A 21,395-nucleotide genomic window follows, 5' to 3' on the forward strand; every position below is an offset into this window, starting at 1 on the left:
ATGAGACCAAACTTTACCCAAAAAGTACTTGCGGCCTGTTTAGTCCTCTTTTCTTATGTAGGCTATTCACAGGAATTTAACAACTTCGAGATTCGATATCAGAACAATCTCAAGGGCGACCTTACCTTTATAGCCAACAATATTGTGAACCGAGATGGTGGAACAGGAAATACCGAACCTGAAGATCCATACAATACCACAGGTAATTCCTCTACCTATAATGACTGGCTCAACCAGCAATACATAGATATAGACAGCGACCCCACTACTTTTAGTTCGAGCTCGGCCACCTTTGCGTTCCCTAATGCCAGTTGTAACCTTATTAGGTACGCCGGACTGTACTGGTCCGCTACCTATCCTAGTGAACAGGCAGGGCAGGCGGTAGGAACCAATAGACAAAACGACTTCAATCAGGTTAAATTTATGGTGCCTGGTGGTGCCTATATAGACATTGTAGCCGATGAGGTCCTATATGATGGATTTACAAGTGGTGACCCCTCTGTAACTCAAAACAGCCCATATGCCTGTTATGCCGATGTAACCGCACTGATCACTCCATTAGCGGATCCAACCGGAGATTACACCATTGCCAACGTACGTTCTGTAGTTGGGTCTTTATCCCCCGGAGGAGGTGCCGCCGCAGGCTGGACACTCGTTATTGTATATGAAAACCCCACCCTTACCGGGAAACTAATTACCACTTTTGATGGTTTTGCCAGGGTTCGAAGTGCCAATCCTACGGTAGATATCAACTATGCTGGTTTTAACACGATACCGGCCGGACCGGTTCGTGCTAACATAGGTGCGGCAGCTTTAGAGGGCGATAACCGTATCACAGGAGATAGAATGCAGATCAGCTCTGCTACTGTACCCGGTTTTACAAATATCAGTAACGGGGTAAATCCTGCAAATAACTTCTTTAACAGTAATATTACTTTAAACGGGGCTATCACTACCAACCGAAATCCCAATAGTGTAAATACCCTTGGGTACGATACGGATATGTTTCTGTTAAACAACCCGGGCAACTCCGTGATTCCCAATTCAGAAACCGCTGCAACCCTAAGGTTTACCTCGAGTGGAGATCAATATTACCCCTTTTTCAACTCTTTTAATATTGAGATCATTGAACCCAATATTATCGTAGAGAAAAAGGTAGAAGACATTGCGGGGAACGATATTACCGGAATGGGCGTTAATCTGGGTCAACTCCTGGATTACGTGCTTTCCTTTGAAAATATTGGCAACGATGACGCCACTAACTATGTGTTGCGCGACATCCTGCCCGTGAATGTCACCATAGACGAGTCTAATCTCGTAATGCCTGCGGGGGTAACCTATGTATACGATCCGATATCGCACGAAATTTCTTTTTTTATTCCTGATAATATCGTGGAAGAAGGAGATCCCACAAGAGAGATCAGAATGCGTGTTAGGGTGGCAGAAAACTGTTTTGATTTTGTGGATGCATGTACAGATCAAATTCCAAACCAGGCCTATTCAACCTATCAGGGAGTCATTAATAATAATGTTATTACAGATGATCCCAGTGTGTCCGATTTTGACAATTGTGGTTTTGTAACCCCGGGCGCGACAAACTTTTTACTAGACGATCTGGAAAGCTGTGATTATAGCAGAACCGTCCAGCTCTGTGGAGAGGATGTATTGCTAGATGCAGGGGATAATTTTGACAGCTACGTTTGGTACCGGGATGAGAATATGGATGGTCTTATTGACGCAGGAGATACCATCATTGATGATGGGGATCCAGACGGAGATCCGAGTACACAGTTGGTAACAGATCTTGGGATATACATTGTTGATAAAATCATAGCCGATCCTTGTAAAGGATTTCAGGAGATCATTACTGTTGAGCCTTTTGGTCTTACACAGACAAACCCTATCATAGACCTTATAAACGATACCTCTAACACAGTAGAAGGCGAGATTGTTACCTGTCCCAATGACGGGGAGCTATTACCAAAAATATTCCTTTGTGGATTAAATGACACCGAGCTCATAACCATTAATATCCCCGATGCTGATAGCATAGATTGGGAACAATTAGATACGGCAAGTTGTTCCTCTGCTGGGGCCGATTGTGCCAATAAGAACTCCGGATGTGCCTGGAACAATGTAGGTACGGGGAATAGCTTTTTAGCTTCGGATCCGGGGGAATATCGTCTCATTATCAATTACCAAAACGGGTGCTTTACAAGGTTCTATTTTAACATCTTTAAGAACCCGCTAGATCCTCAATATAATTCCAGAGATCTAATCTGTGCCGCTCCCGGCAATATTACGGTAACCAATATGCCGGCAGATTATGAATACCAATTACTGGATGCAACCAATGGGAATATCCTTGTGCCTTACAGCGCCAACAATGGGCCAAGCTTTACCATTGGAAGCAATGGTGCCTATACGGTAGAAATGCGACAGGTTGGGGTAACAGATGGTTGTATTTTCCGATTGGAGAACATAGGTATCCTCACCAGAGATTTCCAACTAGACATTACTACAAAAGACACGGATTGTAACGGTTTGGGGGAGATTTCCATCTCCGCCCTAGACGTTGAGCCACAGTACTATTATGAAATATCACAAGGTGGGACAATCGTAGACACGTATGGCCCTACGAATGACAACAACTATACCTTTCAAAACTTAAATGATGGTATATATGACGTAAGGGTTACCACAGACGACGGATGTGATCTTACCGAACAAGTTACCATTAATGATGTAACAGATCTTGCTGCAATTGCCACTACCACAAAGCCTATTGACTGTATTGATGGGATCATAACCGTAACCGGTTCCGGAGGTTTTCCAAATCCGGAATACCTCTATGCTATTTGGAGCTACAATGGGGTAACCCCCTATACCGATATTACTGATATCCCCCCTGCAGAATTCCAGGTTGAAAACGATTTTAGCTTTACAAATGGAGAAGAAGGCGATTATGTGTTTATTGTAGTAGATGCCAACAACTGTTGGGAGCTTTCAAATGTTGCAACTATTACTGTTGAACCAGCGGTTGACTATACCATAACTCCGGTAGATGAATTGTGTTTTGGGGCGGCAGACGGTTCCGTTTCTGTAAATATTATCAACAGTAACGGCTATACGCTTTCGTACACCCTGACCTATCCCGACAGCTCTACGGCATCTAATGGTTCAGGTAATTTTACAGGTTTGGGACAAGGCAACTACTCCCTTACTCTGACGCAAACCAATGGGACTGATATCTGTGATTTTATTGAGACCTTCTCTATAAGTGGCCCGGTAGATAGTGTTACAGCTACAGCGGTATTAATACAGCCATATACTTGTCTTCAAGATGCAACTATTGAGGCGCAGGGCGCTACCGGTGGAAATGCCCCTTATGAATACAGTATTGACGGGGTTACTTTCTTCTCCGGAGCCGGTGCTGAAACATTTGTGGGGCTTACAGATGGCAGTTATACGATAACCGTTAGAGATGCCAATGGGTGTCTGTTTGTAACCAACACTGTTGTGGTGGCTCCGCTTAATCCGCCAACGGATATCTCTTTTGCTGCAACCCCACCTAACTGCCCTGCTCAAACAGCCGATGTTACCTTAACAGTTGCTGGCGGAACGGGTGCTATAACTTATGATATTATTGCCCCAGCGGTAGTAAATAATGGCGCAAGTAACCTTTTCACAGGACTTAGTCCGGATACGTATACCTTCAGAGTAACCGATGCCAATGGTTGTGTTTATGAAGAAAATTATACTATTGCACCTGTAATTCCTATCAATGCCATAGGGCAATTGGTCAGTAATATTAGCTGCTTTGGGGACACTGACGGCGAAGCCCTATTTACCATTTCAGGGTTTGTTACTTCTTATGATTATTCTGTAACCGGTCCGGCTAGTTTTAGTGGGGTGGCCGAAACAAGTGCGACCATCTCACTAATGGGCTTAGCTGTAGGCACCTACGATATTACAGTAACGGATACAGATACAAATTGTACCGATACTGCCAGTGTAACTATAAACGGTCCTGCCGCCGCCTTAGCCCTGCTCGCTAACGAAACGCAGCCAACCTGTACTGCAGATGGTACAGTAAGCCTGGTGGCTTCAAATGGCTGGGGAGGTTATAATTACAGTATAACGTTTCCTGATTTAGTGACCATTGTAACAAACACCTCGGGGAATTTTACAGGACTTGATCAGTTTGGAACATATACCGCATCGGTTACCGATGCCAATGGTTGTATTATAACCACAACCTTCGATCTAAATGCCGCTGTTGCACCAGTGCTAGCTATTACTCCGAATGCTTTTTGTTATGACGATGCTACAGGCTTAACGCTAACGGCAAACGTTACCTCGGGTGGAGATGGAAATTATCAATATCGTCTAAACGGGGGTACATACGGCACAAATAATGTATTTGCCGGTTTGAGTGCTGGTACTTTTACCATTGATGTAATTGATGGAAATAATTGTACTGATACCGCTACTATCACCATTAATCCCGAGCTAAGTGTAACTGCCGCTGCAGGAAATATCACCAGTTGTGGAACAGCAACCGATGTAACCGTAACGGCTGCGGGAGGAGACGGTAGTTATGTGTTTGCTATTGTAGCTGATGGTGTTTCCCCAATTCCAGGTGATTTTGGGGTTATTAATCCTATAACTGTGACAGGTGGAGGAGATTATGACGTCTATGTCCGTGACAATAATGGGGGTGTAGGATACTGTGAAGCTACCTATGACCTTACAATTGCACAGGATCCTCCAATTACTATTACCCCAACAAGTACGCCCGTAGTTTGCTTTGGTGAATCGAACGGAACCATAAGCATAACCGCTGCTGGAGGTATGGGGCCATACCAATATAGTATTGACAATGGGGCAAATTATCAACCCTCAGGAAATTTTGTCAATGTAGCTGCCGGGACATATACTATCCGAGTCAGAGATGCCAACAATTGCGAGGAAACTTCTTCTATTATAGTTTCAGAGCCGGCTCCCATAACTGCTGAAGCTGTTCAAACACAAGCTTATACTTGTCTCCAATTAGGTGAAATTACTGTTGGAAGCATAACACCAACCACAGGCGGATCCGGAGATTACCAGTATAGCCTTAATGGCGGGGTGTGGACAGCGGCCACCACGGGAGGTGCTGTTTTCTCTGGTTTAATAGACGGCGCATACTCCATAAGGGTGCGCGATGCCAATGCAAGCAGTTGTTCAATTACATTGCCCGATGTTATTATTGCGCCTCTTCCAGTGGAGCCTAATGTAACAACAACCTTAACCTATAATTGCGACGGAACAGGCAATATTACCATACTGCCAAACGATCCTTCCTATATGTACATCCTGGATGGGGGAGTGCCTCAGGCTTCCAATGTTTTCTATAATGTTATAGTGGGAGGTCACACGATCACCGTAGATTATGGAAGTGACTGCACGGTAGACGCTCCTGTTTTTATTAACAGCGGCAATGCCTTTGATGCTTCAGTGACCAATTTTACAAACATTTCCTGTAATGGTGGTGCTGATGGTAGTATTACCTTTTCCATTACCAACTTTGATACCATTAATGGATTTGAGTACTCTGTAAACGGGGGAGGCTATTCTGCCCCACAAACCTCATCCCCAATAGTGGTTAATGGCTTATCCGCTGGTATTAACACCATTGATGTGCGGGATGTTTTAAACAACAGTTGTTTAATTGCACTTTCAGAAACGCTAACAGAGCCAACGCCGGTAGTTGCTTCTGCAAGCATTACAGCGCCCTTTACATGCTCCAATCTGGGGGCTACAATCACAGCAAGTGCCACAGGTGGCACCCCAACCTATCTATATCAATTAGAGGATACCGTGGGTGGCATTATTAGGCCGTATCAGGCATCCACTACTTTTGCAAGTGTTCCTGCGGGAGACTACATTGTTCGTGCCAGGGATATTAACAATTGTGATGATCCTATTGATGCGCCAATATCTGTATTGCCGCCAGTAAATCCTACATTTACCACTACGCCTACGCTTTGCTACTCAGGAGCTAACGATGCATCTATACAGGCAGATATTACATCTCTGCCAGGAAATGGTGGATTTCAGTTTAGTCTAAATGGAGGACCTTGGATTACACCAAGCCCTGCTACAGCCACTACATACACCTTCACGAACCTGGCCACTGGCACCTATACTATTGATGTTAGGGATCAATTTGGTTGTACGGGAGTTCAACAAAGTATTACAATTAATCCCCAATTAACCGCCATTATTGATGTAGTAGACCTAAGTACTTGTGCTGATGGAAGCATTACAGTTACAGCTTCTGGTGGTGATGGAAGTTATGAATACGCATTTGTTCCTACGACAACCAGTCCAACGGGATTATTTACCCCGGCCAATACGTTCGCTGTTACCGCCGGCAATGCAGGTGACTACGATGTGTATGTCAGGGATAATTCAGCTGTTGTTCCTTATTGTGAATACGTCGAAACAGTCACCGTTAACCCGGCCATTCCTTTGGTGTTTACCACCACAGCGAATGATCCGGAGTGTCATGATGGCGCAGGCTCTATTGATGTGAATATCACATCTGGTGTGGGTCCGTATACCCTTCAAATTATAGATTTGGATAATGGAGGAGCATCCGATGAAACAAATAACAATGTGGTTAACCCTGTTAAAACCTATTATAATTTAATGCCGGGTGATTATACTGTAATTGTTACGGATGTTAATGGCTGTATTGTCACAGACACACCCATAACGATAACCAACCCTGATGAATTAACAGCCGACATAGTGCCCATATTGCCTGCGGCTTGTGGCAGCCTAGATCCAAATGATTATGGCTTCCAGTTTATAAACTATCCTGCAACCCTAGGGTTAATTGAATTTAGTGCGGACGGAGGATTGACATGGACCGGAGATAATAGCATTCCGGGTACCACCGACATATTAACCGGTTATTTTTCAGGAACAAGCGTATATCCTTCACTAAGAACAACCGATGGGCTGGGGAATACGGTTTGTCAGGTAGATTTGCCTCGCTATATTATTCCTTTTCCTCTTGATGATCTGGATATCAGTATTTCTACTATTGTGGTTAACTGTAATGAACTACAGGTTACGGTACAGGGTACCGAAGGTGTTCCAAACTATGAGTACGCCTATACAGACGACCCTGCTTCCTTCAATCCGGCTACTGCAGGATGGACCGCAGCTCTGCCAGGATCTTACACCTGGATTGGTCTTATTCCAGGAAAAACTTATGTCTTTTATGTCAGGGATTCCACGGGTTGTATAAGGCAGAGTAATGTAAATGTAAATGATATCACGACCAACCCTATTGAGATAGACGCAACCTATGAGCCTTCTTGTTTTGGGGCAAATGATGCCGAAATTACTTATACGCTTACCGATACAGATGGCAATATTGAACCCAATATGCGCTGGGAATTGTATGATGTTCCCTCTGGTGGTATTGTTCAATCGAGTGGTGGAAATATTCCTTACAGTCCAACGATTGTTGTGAACGGTCTTGGGCCTGGTGAATATTATATTGTTGTAACGGAAGTAACCGGCGGTGGCGCAGATAATTGTACTTCCGGTAGTGAGAATATTCTCATCGAAGAGCTAGACGCTATTACGGCAACGGTAAATGTTATTCAAAATATTTCTTGTAACTCACCGGGGCTAATTCAAGTCACCAATATTTTAGGTGGAGGGGGTCAATTCACTTATGATGTGACCGGGCCAGCGCCATTTGTTCCTATTGTTGGCACCACCGATAATCCAATTGAAATAGCTACTGGTTCACCAGCAGGTAATTATACGGTCACTATTCAGGATCAATTTGGTTGTGGGCAGAGTTATGTAGTGCCTGTTACCCTGGATCCAAGTCCGGAAATTTTGCTTACGCTTGTGCCTAACTGCGCGGTTGAAGGCGCATTTGAGGTTATGGTTACATTAGACCAGGCGGGTATAGGTCCTTACGCTTTAAGTGTTAATGGTGGTCCCTTTCAAAACATAGTATTTAACGGAAGCAACGAGTATACCATTACAAATCTGAGTTCCGGTGCGGGGCAGACCGTAGAGATCATGGATCTTAACGGCTGTGGAGAAACCGAAATAATAACAATCTATCCTCCATTGCAGTTTACTGCCATTCAAACAGAGCTTTTAGATTGTGACACCCCTCCTAATAATAATGCTGAAATTACCATAAATGTGATTTCTGGCTCCGGTTTCTATGAATATGAAATAGTTGGTCCTATTAATCAGGGACGGATTCCACTGCCATCAAATCCTTATGTTTGGACCGGTGCCAGCGCAAACGGTGTTTACAGTGTAATAGTTTATGATGTAGGCACGCCAGTGCCAAATTGCCAGCGCACTATCGATGTAGATGCCCCGGCTGCTATTGTTCCGGTTTATACGGAAATCCATACCGATGTTACATGTAACGGAGCAGATGATGGTACCATTACGCTTACGGCTGTAGATAATGGTATTACCCCACTTACATATACTATTTCACCCATTGCGGGTTCTTTTAATGCGGCAACAAATACTTTTGAAAATTTACCTCCTGATACGTACTCCATCACGGCAACGGGAGCAAATAATTGCATAACCATTCTTGCAAATATTATTATTAATGAGCCTGCAGTGCTGGTAATCCCAGCACCAACAATTGTTGAGTTTGCATGCGTGGCTGGAAATACTACCAGTAATGCCTCTATTACGATTAACAGTGCAGCAATAACCGGGGGCAGTGGCACTTACGTAGTATATGAATTCGTCAATGATCAGGGAACCCCTGCGCCAGGTGATGATGTTGTTGTTCAAACAGGTCCTAATGTTACCTACATTGAAACGAATACAGCTGGTGGAAGTTATACAATAAATGTGTACGACACCAATGGTTGTGTTGGAACAGCCAGTGCTGTGATCGTGCCTTTCGATCAATTATTAACAGCTACGGCGGCTATTACCAACCCTATTAGTTGTAATCCTGGAATGGATGGTGAAATTACAATCACTGCCACTTCAATCATTAATAACCCGGCTAATTTCGAATACAGTATAAATAATGGCGTAAGCTACCAAGCTTCTAATATTTTTAGTGGATTGGATGCCGGGGTATACAATTTTCTGATACGAAATATAAATACCGGTTGTGTTATATCGGCTTCAGAGACATTGGCAAATCCAAATACCTTTACCATTGATGTAGTCAAAACAAGCGATGTCATTTGCTACGGAACTGCCACAGGAGAAGTAACATTTGAGCTTGTAGACGCCACCTATCCCGGCGATTTTGACTGGGAAATCTGGGATACCAATGGCACCCCTTCTAACTTAGCTGATGATATATCTGTCGCAACAGGATCTGAGGTTGGTAACGGGCCTACGCCAGTAATCAATATAGTAGCTGGTAATTATTATGTGTCCATTACGCAGACTAATTTTCCCTTCTGTACCAATACAGAGCCCTTTTATATACTTGGGCCCAATGCCGCTATTACCGGTAATGCAGATGTCACACCTATAAGTTGTTTAGGGAATGACGGTATCATTGAAATTACAGATGCCCTTGGTGGTTGGGGTGGTTACTCCTACTATGTGGGTCTAGTACCTCCTACAGGAGCAGGGGATTATGTAGTTAGCCCGCGATTCGAAAACCTGGCAGCCGGAACCTATGAGGCCTGGGTTATAGACGCGAATGGCTGTCAACAAATGATTCAGAATAACCTTGTGTTGGCAGATCCGGCACTCATAACGGCAAGCCTGCAAATAAATCAGGAAAACTGTGTTAATCTTCAAGGAGAGATAGAGGTTATTGGAACGGCCGGAGGACAGGGGTCTAATTATACCTACCAATTGATAAAAGATGGCGCTGCTTTTGGTGCGCCACAGACAACTACTGTTTTTAGTGGTCTTGGTGCGGGTAGTTACCAGGTGCAGATCACTGACCAATGGTCTTGTTCCGCATTGGTTGGCCCTGAAGTGCTCTACGAGGAAATGAACCTTGTAAGTGCCGTTGTGAAGCCGTTAGATTGTACCGTAAATCCTGATGGAGAAATAACCATTGCCGTTAGCGGTGGATCTGCTAATCTTGATTTTACTGTTACGTACCCGGATTTGGTAACAACGGTATCTAATAACACAGGAGTCTTTGTTGGCTTAGATCAGGTTGGAACTTACACTTTTGTAGTAACAGATCTGGACACCACAAATCCTGTATGCGTGAAGAATATTTCAGAGGTACTGGTGGCCCCAACTCCGGTGACCTTTGACACACATACCATTGTGGATGTTTCGTGTTTCGGAATGAGTGATGGTACGGTTACTGTTAATTTATCAGCAAGTGCTCCCGGTGTTAATGATAACCCAATCTATACCTATAATTTATATAGCGCAGCTGTGCTCTATGCCGGTCCCCAAACCGATCCTGTGTTCAGCGGCCTTCCTTCGGGAACTTATGAGGTAGAGGCTATTTCTAGCAAAGGATGTTCTTTGCGGGAAACCGTTGTTGTTGGAGAACCGCCCCTACTAACGGTTTCTGCTACAGCTACCGTGTTCTATTGTAATCCGAATAATACAGTAAATACGTCAACAATAACAGCTACAGTGCCTGTAGGTGCGGGTACAAGCCCTTATCTGTATAGTATAGACAATGTAAACTATCAGACAGCCAATACCTTCGATATTGTTGATAACGGCAGTACTCAGAATATAACGGTTTATGTGTTAGATGCAAACGGTTGTGCTACATCAACAGCTGTTGTTATTGATCCATTAAACGTATTTTCTGCGGCTGTTTCTAGGGTAAGCGCGATCTCCTGTGCAAACCCCGAACAGGTACTTATCACCGTGTCTGATGATGGAGATCCATTAAATGCATACACTTTTGAGTTGTTGCCACTTGGAAACCCAAATGGTTCATTAACCGGCACTCCCACAAATGTTACTGCAGAATTCGACCTTACAACTGTTGGCAGTTATACATTCAGAATAACGGACACCGTAACGGGTTGTTATATAGATACCGCGCCCTACATCATTGCTCCATATGATCTTATTGATGTGGTGGCCATCGCAACAACTCCGGTTGTATGTTATGGAGATTCTAATGGCGCGATAGAAATAGACGTAACCGGATATTCCGGAACATATAACTATGAAATATTTACGAGCGCCTCAGTTTCAACTGGCATCACAGGTGGCGGAGACACAGCTGTTAATCCTTTGACCATCAATGGCCTGCCTGGAGGGAACTACTTTGTGCGTATTACAGAGACGGCCCTGCCTTTGTGTGTGGAAGACAGTAATATCATAACGATAGTTTCTCCAAGCTCTGCCTTGGTAGCTACGGTAAACCAGGTTGCAAATGTTACCTGTACCAATGACCAGGGTGAAATTTTAGTAGATCCATCTGGTGGGTATGCTCCTTATGATATTGTTTTGACCAATACAACTACTAGTCAGGTTTATACCGTATCCGGAGTGAATAGCCAGACATTTACCGGACTTTCTGCAGGTAATTTCACTATCGATATTACGGATGCGGGAGGATGTATTCTAAGTGATACGGAAACCTTGGTACAACCAGCTCCTATCACGGCAGATATTACAGCTACTCCAACCACTCTTGTATGTTATGGAGATACTAATGCCACTATCACGGCAATTAATGTGCTAGGTGGTCAGGGAGTATATCAGTATAGATTGAACTATTACGACCCAACGGGTGCGGTGATCGATTTTTCGAGTGGAGGACAGTCTGGTCCCGTCTTCAATAATATCGGCGCCGGTATCTATAGTATTACGGTTTCAGACGGATGGAATTGTGGTGTGGAAACGATCCAGGTTACTATTGCGGAGCCTTCGGATGTTGAAAGCTCTTTAATCCAGATCAGCCCGCTTACATGTACCAATGACGCTCAAATAACCCTTATGGCTACAGGGGGCACCGCGCCCTACGAATACAGTACAGATAATATTGTGTTTTCCCCAATGTCTGGTGGCAACACCCATACTTTTACAGTGGTTGCAGGAGTATATCAATATTATGTCCGCGATTCTTTTGGATGCGAGGCCAGTATTTCTAACCAGGTTTCAATAGATCCGGTACCCCCGCTTACTATTGGATTAGACCTTAGTGCTGCCATGATCAACTGTATGGGAGAGGCTACGGCAACTATTATTGCTGACGCTACGGGGGGCTTAGGGAATTATTCTTATGAATTGTTCTCGGATGCCGCCTTAACGAACCTATTGGTTGGTCCTCAGCCAAATGGAGATTTCAGCGGATTAATTGCCGGAAGTTATTATATACGAGTTGTGAGTGTAGACTGTGTTGAGGTGACCAATGAGATCATCATCACTGAGCCACTCCCACTTCAAATAGACAGGCAAGAATTTACCAATGTTACCTGTGCTGGTGAAGGAGATGGTACCATTACGGTAGAAGTGTCTGGTGGCACAGGGAACATCTTGTATGCCATTACGCCAAACCTTAATCAATTTGATACCATTAACACCTTTGACAGGCTGGCTCCTGGAGTTTACGATGTGATCGCACAGGATGTAAACGGATGTTTTATCCCATTCCAGTTCACCATTACTGAGCCTGCGCCTGTAACGGCAACTTATATAGCCGAGCCTGAGATATGTGCAGGAAGTGAAGATGGCACCATTACGGTAAGTATTTCCGGGGGTACAGCCCCTTACAGAACGGCTTTAAATACTACGGTAGATACTGCCTTTGTTCAGGACCAATTCTTTTATTCGGACCTTGCCGCGGGCACCTATGTGGTATTTATCAGGGATGCGCAGGATTGTGAGGCCAATGTAATTGTGGTTATAGACCCTGGTGTAAATTTAAATGGAATTGTTGAGCCTGTTTACGAATGTACTGGTGCTGTTCCGGATAATTATCTGAATATCACCATGGAAGACCCAACGGTTCTCGGATCTATCATGTATGCACTCGATTCTACAGATCCTGCAGATATGCAACTAAATCCCGACTTTACCAATACCGCTCCGGGGCCACACTATATTGCCATTTCACACGCCAACGGATGTGTTCAGACAATAGATTTTGAGATCGAAAACTTTGAACCTTTAACACTGATTCTGGAACAAAACAACATCAATGAAATTACAGCAGTTGCCACTGGAGGTCTTGAAGACTACACCTTTATTTTTGACGGGGAAGACAATGGTACTGATAACACTTATTACATTAATCGAACCGACACCTTTACGGTTCAGGTAATTGATGCTAACGGGTGTATGGTGGAAGCTCAGATCGCGATGGAATTCATAGACATTGAATTGCCAAACTTCTTTACCCCAGACGGAGATGGTATGAATGACGCCTGGATCCCAAGAAATATGGAGGGCTTTCCGGAAATACTAACCATCGTTTTTGACCGTTATGGTAGAGAGCTCTATAGAATTACGTTAAACTCACCAGGCTGGAATGGAATGTACCAAGGCAGCATGCTCCCTACGGGCGATTACTGGTACGTGGTAAAACTAAATGGAGAGCGAGATGACAGAGAATTTGTAGGACATTTTACACTCTACAGATAAGAGAATTTAACCGAAACACAACTATGCGTAAGTATATTATATTTGGAATCTTACTAGTAAGCTCGGTGTTTGCCAGGGGGCAAGAGCTTACGTTGCCACAGCTTTCTCAGTATTTGGCAGACAATCCCTTTGTGATGTCTCCCACTTATGCGGGTATTGGTGACCATATCAAGATCCGGGTAAATGGCCTAACCCAGTGGGTAGGGATAAAAGATGCCCCGGATACTCAATCTCTTGCGGCCGACGCCAGAATAGGTAACAGATCGGGTCTTGGAATGTTATTGTACAATGATAGTAACGGAGAGACCAAGCAACGTGGTGCGCGGCTTTCCTTTGCTCACCATTTAACATTAGACAGATACGACGATGAGTTCGTTTCTTTCGGGATCTCCTATAATTTCAATCAATTTAGAATAGACATTGAAAATTTTGACGGGCCAGACCCTAACGTGACCGATGACAGGGCTACCACCAATCATAATTTTGACGTAGGGGTCCTATACCGAAAAGACAAGTTCTATTTCAGTGTCAACGCATCCAACCTACTGGATAAGGACCTTACCAAGTTTAATCCGGTTTTTGAGCCGAACAGGTTGCGCAACTATTATATTTATTCGGGTTACAGATATACCAAGAATAAGAACAGCCGCTTGGAAATTGAACCCTCTGTATTCTTTCAATGGTTTGAAAGTGATGGCCGTTCTGTCACCGATCTTAACGTAAAATTCCGCTGGTACGATTTTGAAGATTACTATTATGCCGGTGTTACGTACAGGTTCCTAAACGACCAGATTGGTAGCCCTCTCTACATAGCCCCCATCATGGGATTAAAAAAGAACAATTTTTACTTCGGCTACTCCTATCAGATCATCCTGAATGAGATTCTTGGTTTTAGTACGGGAACCCACGTGGTAACGCTGGGCGTGGACCTCTTCCAGGGTCTCAGCAATTGCCGTTGTACCTACTAGATTTCTAGACGTTTTGGCTTACATTTGCAGTTCAAAAATACAGCTTGGACACTATTTCCCTTTGCAACATTAAACTATATGCCTACCACGGTTGTCTGGAAGAAGAAACCCTCATTGGGAGTGATTACCGAGTGAATGTTAAAGTAAAGGCAGATCTCCGTAAACCAGCTGCTACAGATGTTTTGGGAGACACTGCAGACTATGTGCTTATCAACCAAATCGTCAAAGAAGAAATGAAGATCCCTTCAAAGCTTTTGGAGCATGTGGCCCGGCGTATTGCGGATCGTATCTTACTTGAGATTGGGATGGTGAAAAAAGGAAAGGTAAAGGTCTCTAAGATAAATCCACCTATTAACGGAGATGTGTCTTCCGTTTCGGTAAATTACTCGTTTACTAGATAAACATATCTTACTTAATGCGGTATTTTTTACTTCTATTAGTACTTTTGTAGCATCCGGCATTGTGGTCGAATTGGATAGACAAAGCTGCGCAACAGCTTTTATGGTGGTTCGAGTCCACCCGATGCCTCAACCCATCAACATCTATTGAATAGTTCCCCATTAATTTAGAAACTATTTATTGGGTGATGTTTCCATCTTAATTTTGTAAATTTGCTGCTTTGTAAAGGCATCGTGGCCGAGTGGCTAGGCGCAGCTCTGCAAAAGCTTGTACAGCGGTTCGAATCCGCTCGATGCCTCTAGGATTCCCTAACCCACAAAGGTTGGGGTTTTTGTTTTTACACTGTTAATTGCCCTCCACTTCCCGTATAAGTTCTATCCCTTTTTCAATATTGAGTTTGTCTTTGGGAAGGAACCCCTTTATGATCAATACTGTTCCACAGATAGCTAATATAACTCCCAGGACCTTTTTTACGAGATAAATCCTCCGTAAGGTAAGTTTTCGCCTCAGTTGTTTAGCTAATAATATTTTAAAGATATCCGTGATCAGATAAGCAGAAAGCATGGCGGAAAAAAACACCAGTATTCTATTGGGGTCATTATTAAGGCTGGGCCCTACTACAATGATCACTCCCAGCCAGAAAACCAGTACCCCAATGTTTATAAAATTGAGTAAGAATCCTTTAATAAATAGTCCTAAATAGCCTGTTTTGCTGGTTTGAACATCTGTTTTGTCATTTATGGGTGCCTTACTAAAGAGGATGGTGATGGCATACACCAACAATATAGCCCCTCCAAATACATAAAGGCCCGGTTGGTTGCTTAAATTTTCGAGTAACTGGAAACTACTGAAATACGCTATGGTAAGGAAAATAATATCGGCAATGATCACGCCTGCGTCAAAAACAAGTCCGGCTCTAAACCCTTTAGTAGCACTGGTTTCCAGCAGCACAAAAAATACAGGGCCGATCATAAAACTCAAGAAAAATCCAAGGGGAACTGCCGCTTGTATATCTTCGATCATCCGTGGTATTTTTACATTCTCTCTATTTTGCCTCCAAAGACGGTCTTTTCTTCCATTTTATCGGGATCTCCATAAACAAACACAGTGCCCCCTGCTTTTACGCTAACCTTTACGTAGGAAGTAGCATAGATCTCTGCGCTAGACCCTGCATTTACATTCACCGTGGTAAATTTTGTTTTAAGGTCCTTCCCTTTATAAACTCCACCGGTATTTATTTGTACATCCTGATTGTCTGAAGTACCGGAGGCGTTGATAACCCCTCCCGTAACCGATTTAATCAACAATTGTTCTACTTGTGCCTGAATAGAAATTTCTCCCCCTTCCTGAGCTTTTAGCTCAACAACATCTTGTTTTAGTGCTTCTTTGGTGGTTATCCGCGCATCTTCATTTACATCTATAACCACCAAATCTTGCGTGTAATAAAGATCAATAAAGGTTCTGTATCCGCTAAAGATCTTCCCAATTTCCATTCTGATCTTCAGGACCCCATCTGTGTTTACAATAGCAACTTTGGAGGTATTGGCTCCTGTGATCACCGCCTGGTTCTTGTCTGACCGAATTAAGTTCACTGAGAGTCCGTCGAAAACCTTAAGCTCTTTAAAGCTGCTGAGGTTTTGGGATACTTTTCCCTCCTGGGCCCGTGTAGCAACTACCCCTGCCCATATAAAAAGTAATAAAACCAATCTTTTCATGATCTATTCTTAAGGATGTCCTATATAGAACGAACTAATGTTTTAAAACTTACGTAGCCTTTCCAAGTAGACTAAAATCGAGATGTCTTTTTACCAGGTCAGTGTTCTTTACCATCACCCGCACTTCGTCTCCTAATTGATATATTTTCTTCCTTCGTTCCCCCACTAAGGCGTATTGCCTTTCATCAAAGGTATAATAATCGTCTTTTATATCGCGGATCCTTACCATTCCTTCGCATTTATTCTCTATGATCTCAACATAGATACCCCATTCTGTAACCCCTGAGATAACACCCACAAATTCCTTATCCTGATGATCCTGCATAAATTTGATCTGCATATATTTTATGGAGTCTCGCTCGGCACTGGAAGCCAAATACTCCATATCTGAAGAGTGCTTGCACTTTTCTTCCACAGGTTCCGCTTTTGGTGATTTACCTCCATCAAGATAATGTTGAAGTAATCTGTGCACCATTACATCCGGGTATCTGCGGATAGGTGAGGTAAAATGTGTGTAATAATCAAACGCAAGGCCGTAATGCCCAATATTATCTGTAGTGTAGATAGCTTTACTCATACTTCTTATTGCTAAGGTATCTACCAGATTTTGTTCTTTCTTTCCCCTTACATCCTCTAATAATCTATTTAGAGATTCACTAATCGTCTTTTTATTGTTGAAGTTAAGCTTGTGGCCAAATTTAGAAACGATACCGTTCAGCGCCATTAACTTCTCTTCGTTCGGCTCGTCGTGTACGCGATATACAAAGGTTTTTTCAGGGCGTTGTTTTCCTATAAAGGCAGCAACTTTTCTATTAGCTAATAACATAAACTCTTCTATAAGTTTATTTGCGTCTTTCGCTTCCTTAAAATATACACTTACAGGAATATTATCTTCATTTAAATTAAATTTAACTTCTAATTTATCAAAAGATATAGCTCCTGCATTCATACGTTTTTCACGCATTATCTTTGAGAGCCTGTTTAAGGTGAGGATAGCCTCTTTAATTTCATTAGAAACAGCATACGCTTCACCTCTTATAGACACAGAAGCATCTATGTTATTGGTATCATTCTCAATTATGTGTTGTGCTTCTTCATAAGCAAAGCGCTCATTGGAATGGGTTGCTGTACGCCCAAACCATTCATTTTTAAGTTGTGCGTTTTCATCGATCTCAAAAACAGCAGAAAAGGTATATTTATCTTCATTTGGCCTCAAGGAACAGGCGTTGTTAGACAGTATCTCTGGTAACATAGGAACTACTCTGTCTACTAAATACACAGAGGTGGCTCGTTCATAAGCTTCTTCATCTAATATAGTGTCTGGAGTAACGTAAAAAGAAACGTCGGCTATATGGATCCCTATCTCATAATTCCCATTAGACAGTTTTCTAAAAGATAAAGCATCGTCAAAATCTTTTGCATCCTTTGGATCTATTGTAAAGGTGAGCACATCGCGCATGTCTTTCCTTTTTGCTATCTCATCTTCTTTTATGGATGTGTCTAGTGTATTAGCTGTGTGTTCTACTTCTTTAGGAAAGGTGTAAGGGAGACCATATTCTGCAAGAATAGCGTGTATTTCTGTGTTATGTAAGCCAGGGAGTCCCAGTACTTCTACCACTTTTCCGGTGGGAGAATCTTCATTTTTATCCCAGGAAAGAATTTCAACTATTACTTTTTCACCATTTTTGGCGTTCCCAATGAGATTTATAGGTATAAAGATGTCTGTATACATCTTATGGTCTGTAGGTCTCACAAAAGCAAAGGACTTATTGAGATCAAAGATCCCTACAAACTTATTTTTCTTTCTTTCCAGGACAGACACTACCTCCCCTTCTAACTTATTAGATTTCCTGGATGGGCGCAAGAGTACTTCTACCCTGTCTCCGTCAAAAGCTCTGTTTACCTTATTGGAAGCAACAAAAATATCATCATCTAAACCTTCAACGATCACATAAGCATTACCCCTGGCAGTAATTTCAATTTTTCCTTCGTGAATGGCCTTTCCTTTTAAGGACTTATACTTACCTTTTTCACTTTCCTCTATCCTTTCTTTGGCGTGTAACTGCCCTAATTTTTTTATCAACAAATTTCTTCCTTCCGTGTCACTTATATTAAGTTTTGATGCTATTTGCTTGTAATTAAAACTTTTTCCGGGCTCTCCTTCCAATACCTCAAAAATTCCTCTGGTTACTTCGTTCTTTCTGTGATTATTAGCCCTTTTCTTTTTCTTCGCCATTCATTTCTAATTTGTGTGGAAAATTACGAATTATAATTCAGTGCCTTCACTTCTAAGTATACTTTAAGCAGGCTTTATCTATTTGTTAACATATATTACATTATACTTTTCTATTTAATTATTAATTTAAAAAATAATGGTGATTATGATAGGCTGTTAATTTGTACAATAAAAATTACCACTTAATAAACTATTGAACAGGTTTATATGTTTGTTGTTAGGTTGTCTTAAATTCAATGTTTTAAATATCAGAAGTTTAAAACACTTATTAGCAGATGTTGATAAGTAGAATTAACAACGAATAGTTTACAAGTTTTAAGGTTATTAATGTTAACTGCTATTACTTTTAGGTGGATAAGATGATACAAACTTTTAAAGATATTTTTTGTTATTCAGTTAGAAAATCGCCAATAGAATTTTTGTTGAGATGTTTACAAAATAGAAATTAACTCTTATGTGCGTACTATTAACAATTGTTGTTTTTAGATATACGTTGATTATCAAAGTCTTACTAATATCTTAAATTATGTTTTGTTAACAAGTATTAGCCTCCTTCATAATAGCAAGATTTGTACCTTAGTACTGTTAAAAGCTTGGAGACATGAAAATTGCAATAGGAAATGATCACGCCGGAACAGAATATAAACTCGCAGTTGTTGGGTTGTTAAAATCAATGGATATAGAGGTAGTTAATCATGGTACTGATAGTTCCGACAGTGTTGATTACCCAGATTTTATACACCCGGTAGCTAACGATGTAGAAAATGGAACTGTTGATTTTGGAATCATAATTTGCGGAAGTGGAAACGGAGCCTCTATGACGGCAAATAAACATCAAAAAGTTAGGGCTGCCTTGTGTTGGAATAAAGAGATAACAGAATTAGCCAGGGCACACAATGATGCAAATATTCTAAGCCTACCCGCAAGGTATATTGCCCTGCCCCAGGCATTAGATATGGTAAAAACCTTTTTAAAAACTCCCTTTGAAGGTGGCCGGCACGAAAGGAGAATAGAAAAAATAGCCTGTTCATAACCGTACTAAAAAACAGAGGACATTTTCCTCGGCCCCATTGAATGGCCCATTCTCACTCTCATCACCATCATCATCACCCAGAGCTAAAAGGAAAGAACCTTCTAGTCTCTATCCTACTAAACATCAGTATTACCATTGCGCAGGTAATAGGAGGAATTGTCTCCGGAAGTCTTGCGCTGCTTTCAGATGCCCTACACAATTTCAGTGATGTACTATCATTACTGCTAAGTTATACCGCCACCAGATACACTAAAAAGCAGGCATCTGTAAAAAGAACGTTTGGATACAAAAGAGCAGAGATCATGGCGGCCTTTATTAATTCTGCCACCCTCCTCGTAGTGGCTGTTATTTTAATGAAAGAGGCTATTGAGCGCCTAATCCATCCAGAGCCCATAGAATCTACCATTGTTATTTGGCTTTCTGCACTGGGAATAGCGGTGAATGGATTTAGCGTGTTATTACTAAAAAAGGACTCTGATCATAATATGAACATGAAATCTGCCTATCTGCATTTAGTAACAGATATGTTAGCCTCTGTGGCAGTGCTTGTTGGTGGACTTCTAATGAAATTCTATGAGATCTACTGGATAGATCCATTGCTCACTATCGCAATTGGGCTTTATTTGATCTACATGGGTTACGACCTCTTGAAAGCGTCTACCAAAGTGCTAATGTTATTTACACCCGAAGCCATTAAAGTGGAAGAAATAGTAAAAGTTCTAAGCACCATACCCCCTGTTAAGAATGTTCATCACGTGCATATTTGGCAGTTGAATGAACATGAAATACATTTAGAGGCCCATGTTGATTTTCATGAGAATATCAGTCTTCATGAGTTTGATAAGGTACTAGACGAGATAGAGGAAAAAGCCTACCACCATTTTGGAATCAGTCATGTAAATATCCAGCCCGAATACGGCAAATGCGAATCGGATCAGATTATAGTTCAAGATTAGTATTATGAAGATCGAGGTAAAAACATACAACGAACTTTCCCGCGAAGAGTTGTACGCCTTATTACAGCTCAGAGCCGAGGTATTTGTTGTAGAACAAAATTGTGTGTATCAGGACATAGATGGCCTGGATAGCAAGGCGGTTCATGTGTTGGGAACCGTAAACAATATCTTGTGCGCCTATACAAGACTATTTAAAGCAGGGGACTATTTTAAACTCCCAAGTATTGGCAGAGTAGTGGTGTCGAAAAAAGAACGAAAACACAAATATGGTAAACAGATCATGCAGGCATCTGTAGATTTTATTCACACCAAATGGAAAGAACCTCAAATAGCGCTTTCTGCCCAGGTATATCTGGTAAAATTCTATAATGAATTAGGTTTTTATGAAGAAGGAGAGGAATATTTGGAAGACGACATCCCACATATTAAAATGATCAGGGACACCCATCGGTAAATATACATCGGGCTGGTAACTAAAGTATT

General features: G+C 42.1%; 9 protein-coding genes and 2 tRNA genes. 8 read left to right on the forward strand and 3 right to left on the reverse strand.

Translation table 11 applies throughout. The features are described 5' to 3' along the window. The 5 genes from WBM49_RS06460 to WBM49_RS06480 all read left to right on the forward strand — a co-directional run bounded on the left by WBM49_RS06460 (window position 1) and on the right by WBM49_RS06480 (window position 15,270). A complete protein-coding gene (locus WBM49_RS06460) occupies window positions 1-13,605 on the forward strand; it encodes a T9SS type B sorting domain-containing protein (RefSeq protein ID WP_424371240.1) in 13,605 nt (4,534 codons plus the stop codon). Window positions 13,606-13,628: 23 nt separating this feature from the next. Next, window positions 13,629-14,573, forward strand: coding sequence for a PorP/SprF family type IX secretion system membrane protein (locus tag WBM49_RS06465; protein WP_424371241.1), 945 nt, complete (start codon window positions 13,629-13,631; stop codon window positions 14,571-14,573). 44 nt (window positions 14,574-14,617) lie between these two features. Then, the gene (gene folB / locus WBM49_RS06470) at window positions 14,618-14,974 is read left to right on the forward strand and encodes a dihydroneopterin aldolase (RefSeq protein ID WP_424371242.1); all 357 of its coding nucleotides are present in this window, start codon (window positions 14,618-14,620) and stop codon (window positions 14,972-14,974) included. Between the two features lie 55 nt (window positions 14,975-15,029). After that, window positions 15,030-15,101: transfer RNA gene (locus WBM49_RS06475), tRNA-Cys, on the forward strand. Between the two features lie 98 nt (window positions 15,102-15,199). Beyond that, window positions 15,200-15,270 (forward strand) — tRNA-Cys (locus WBM49_RS06480). Between the two features lie 47 nt (window positions 15,271-15,317). Here the strand turns inward: WBM49_RS06480 and WBM49_RS06485 are convergent. The 3 genes from WBM49_RS06485 to rnr are packed head-to-tail and all read right to left on the reverse strand — an operon-like array spanning window position 15,318 to window position 18,923. Next, window positions 15,318-15,995, reverse strand: coding sequence for a LysE family translocator (locus WBM49_RS06485; RefSeq protein WP_424371243.1), 678 nt, complete (start codon window positions 15,993-15,995; stop codon window positions 15,318-15,320). 11 nt (window positions 15,996-16,006) lie between these two features. Further along, window positions 16,007-16,687 (reverse strand): head GIN domain-containing protein, encoded by a 681-nt coding sequence (locus WBM49_RS06490; RefSeq protein ID WP_424371244.1) that lies wholly within the window; start codon window positions 16,685-16,687, stop codon window positions 16,007-16,009. A 49-nt stretch (window positions 16,688-16,736) separates the two neighbouring features. Then, a complete protein-coding gene (gene rnr, locus WBM49_RS06495) occupies window positions 16,737-18,923 on the reverse strand; it encodes a ribonuclease R (protein WP_424371245.1) in 2,187 nt (728 codons plus the stop codon). A 601-nt stretch (window positions 18,924-19,524) separates the two neighbouring features. Between rnr and rpiB the strand changes: the two genes are divergently transcribed. Genes rpiB through WBM49_RS06510 form a run of 3 tightly spaced genes read left to right on the forward strand, consistent with a single transcriptional unit; the run spans window position 19,525 to window position 21,366 of the window. Next, entirely contained in the window at window positions 19,525-19,956 is a 432-nt protein-coding gene (gene rpiB, locus WBM49_RS06500; RefSeq protein WP_424371246.1) for a ribose 5-phosphate isomerase B, read from the forward strand. 41 nt (window positions 19,957-19,997) lie between these two features. Continuing rightward, window positions 19,998-20,912: a cation diffusion facilitator family transporter gene (locus tag WBM49_RS06505; RefSeq protein ID WP_424371247.1), complete on the forward strand. Its 915-nt coding sequence runs from the start codon at window positions 19,998-20,000 to the stop codon at window positions 20,910-20,912. Window positions 20,913-20,916: 4 nt separating this feature from the next. Beyond that, window positions 20,917-21,366 carry a GNAT family N-acetyltransferase gene (locus WBM49_RS06510; RefSeq protein WP_424371248.1) on the forward strand — a complete coding sequence of 150 codons (450 nt, stop codon included), beginning with the start codon at window positions 20,917-20,919 and terminating at the stop codon, window positions 21,364-21,366. Window positions 21,367-21,395: the final 29 nt, after the last annotated feature.

The organism is Muriicola sp. (assembly GCF_049669965.1).
Classification (GTDB): Bacteria; Bacteroidota; Bacteroidia; order Flavobacteriales; family Flavobacteriaceae; genus Muriicola.

What these genes read in the sequence shown, in the direction of transcription:
- WBM49_RS06510 (WP_424371248.1), top strand. Translation starts at nt 20,917, where the DNA reads ATGAAGATCGAGGTAAAAACATACAACGAACTTTCCCGCGAAGAGTTG.
- rnr (WP_424371245.1), bottom strand. Translation starts at nt 18,923, where the DNA reads ATGGCGAAGAAAAAGAAAAGGGCTAATAATCACAGAAAGAACGAAGTA.
- rpiB (WP_424371246.1), top strand. Translation starts at nt 19,525, where the DNA reads ATGAAAATTGCAATAGGAAATGATCACGCCGGAACAGAATATAAACTC.
- WBM49_RS06485 (WP_424371243.1), bottom strand. Translation starts at nt 15,995, where the DNA reads ATGATCGAAGATATACAAGCGGCAGTTCCCCTTGGATTTTTCTTGAGT.
- WBM49_RS06460 (WP_424371240.1), top strand. Translation starts at nt 1, where the DNA reads ATGAGACCAAACTTTACCCAAAAAGTACTTGCGGCCTGTTTAGTCCTC.
- WBM49_RS06505 (WP_424371247.1), top strand. Translation starts at nt 19,998, where the DNA reads ATGGCCCATTCTCACTCTCATCACCATCATCATCACCCAGAGCTAAAA.
- WBM49_RS06490 (WP_424371244.1), bottom strand. Translation starts at nt 16,687, where the DNA reads ATGAAAAGATTGGTTTTATTACTTTTTATATGGGCAGGGGTAGTTGCT.
- WBM49_RS06465 (WP_424371241.1), top strand. Translation starts at nt 13,629, where the DNA reads ATGCGTAAGTATATTATATTTGGAATCTTACTAGTAAGCTCGGTGTTT.